We start from the raw sequence: 2497 nt of genomic DNA on the forward strand, positions 1-2497 counted from the left end.
TTAAGCCCCTTAGAACAAGCCAAAGCTGAAAAGTTAGCGAAGTTAGAAAGCGAGAAGTTACAAAGCGAACAAGAATTTTTAAAAGCTAAAGAGCAAGAAAAACAACGCAAAGAAGCGTTAAAAAAGAAATTAGAACACGAGCGAGGCAATGCGGGCAACATTGAAAGCCAGACTAAAATAGAAGTAGGAGAGGATATACCTACAGAAATCCAAGCGCAGATACCCAAAAGCCGAGTAAGATTGAACGAAAGAGAGATTTACGATCTAGACTATGCGATCGTTAAAGCTAAAGACTTGAAACCAAGCTTTACCACAGGCGGAACGCAAAAACGCACCGACATGAACGAAGAACAGATTAAAAGCATCGCTGAAAATTTTGATCCTAAAAAGATATTCGGGAGTGGAGGGTTTGAAGATTTACCGATTATCTTACATGACGGGCAAGTGATCGCAGGAAACCACCGCATCCAAGGCATGCTAAACTTCACGCCTAAAAGCCGTTACATTTACAACAAAGCGATCAAAGAATACTATCATATAGACCTAAAGCCTAACGAGCTATTAGTAAGAGTGCCACACAAGCGCCTAAACAACACCGAGATCAACAATTTAGCGGCTTCAAGCAATCAAGGACGCTTTAATAGCGAAAGCGATCATGCGATAGCGGTTTTAAGCCATTACGAAGCAAAGTTAAAAGAATTAGACCACAAATTAGACGCTGATAGCATCTACTCATTAAAAAACATCGTAGCTAAAAATTTGAATTTTGATAAGGCTACTTATCCTAATGTAGGAGATAGTAACCTCGCGCTTTTAATGTTTAACATGCCAAGGACGAAAACGCAAGGGATTGAATTACTGAATCGCTGGCAAAAAGAATTTTCTAACGACATTAAAAGCTATGAAAAAGTCAAAAAAATGTTTGTAGATAACGCCGGAAGTTTTCACAATTTAATCCATGACATGAATTTCCCTAATGTGAGTTTAAACGCTTATTTAAGCGATATTATGGATCGCAGTTTTGCCAATTTAAAGAATTATACAAGCACGAGCGAGAGCCTGAAAGATTTGAGCGAGAAATTCTATAAAACGAGTTCTTTAGAGATGTTTGAGAAAACCGATCAAGCGACTAGTGATATAAGCGAGATTTTAGGAGGTGCGATCGCGCGATTTGCGAGGTTTGATGATCCTTCTAAAGCGTTATTTGAAGCCTTAAGAAGTGATAACATTAAAAAAGGCTTGAAAGATTACAAGATCGCAGATCTTACAAAAGACATGTTTAATCCTAAAAGCAAGGAATTTAAGGACATTGATATTTACGACTTCACGCATTACCTTTTAATGGTCAATAGAGAACCGAATGAAAATAATCCCGTATTAAACCGCTTGATACAAGCCGTTAAAGACATGCAAAAAGAAGTAAGCAAGAAAAGCGCAGAAGAAACAGAGAAAAAGATTAAAGAACGAGCCTTTAAAGTCATAGAAGACAAAGAAGCGTTTTTGAAAGATTTGAACGCTATCAAACCAACACCATTACCTAAAGCGATTGACACCGATAGCTTTTTAAACGCTTTTAACGGCGTTAGCAATAAAGAAAATTTCATTAAACATTTAAAAAGTAAGCCTGATGCTAAGCACCGATTAGCTTATTTGCATTTAGTAGAACCTACCTTGAAAGAACCCGACATTACGCTTATTTTCAAAGAACAAGGTAAGGAAGTTAAAAAAGAATATATCAAAGCCTTTCAAGGCGATCCTAAAACCATTTATTATTTTTTAGTTACACAAGATAATGATAGCAAGCTTATAACAGGATTAAAAGTTAAACCAATTTACATTAAAGCAGAGATTGACAAGGCGGACATTATCCACTCTTTCATTCCGCAGGCAAGAACGCTTAAAGAATAAGCCGATGGAGTGGGCTTGCATTGAAACTATAAAACAAAAACTTGAAAAAGTCAAGGAGTAAGAAAAAAATGATCAATTACCCTAATTTGCCTAACAGCGCGCTAGAGATCACCGAACAGCCACAGGTAAAAGAAATCACTAACGAACTTTTAAAGCAATTACAAAACGCTTTAAAAGGTAATCATCTTTTCACGGAGCAAATACAGCTAAGCCTTAAAGGGATTGTTAGGATTTTAGAAGTGCTTTTGAGTTTGGATTTTTTTAAGAATGCGAATGAGATTGATAGCAGTTTAAGAAATTCTATTGAATGGTTATCTAACGCCGGCGAGAGCTTAAAAGCGAAAATGAAAGAATACGAGAGCTTTTTTAATGATTTTAATACGAGCATGCATGCTAACGAGCAAGAAGTAACCGCTACCTTAAACGCTAACACTGAAAACATTAAAGCCGAAGTTAAAAAGCTAGAAAATCAAATAATAGAAGCCACTACAAGGCTTTTAACGAGCTATCAAATCTTTTTAAACCAAGCACGAGATAACGCTAATAACCAAATCACAGAAAACAAAACCCAAAGCCTTGAAGCGATCAC

2 protein-coding genes are annotated in these 2497 nt (G+C 36.6%); both read left to right on the forward strand.

Annotated features, from left to right (window positions below; all coding sequences use genetic code 11):
* Positions 1 to 1908 (forward strand): PBECR2 nuclease fold domain-containing protein (locus tag EAL87_RS07925; RefSeq protein ID WP_276205137.1); only part of this gene is annotated, 1908 nt, incomplete at its 5' end.
* A gap of 71 nt (positions 1909 to 1979) precedes the next feature.
* Positions 1980 to 2497: hypothetical protein (locus EAL87_RS07930; protein WP_162972708.1), on the forward strand; the 518-nt coding region annotated here is incomplete at its 3' end.

It is taken from the genome of Helicobacter pylori (assembly GCF_003636935.1).
GTDB lineage: Bacteria > Campylobacterota > Campylobacteria > Campylobacterales > Helicobacteraceae > Helicobacter > Helicobacter pylori_CH.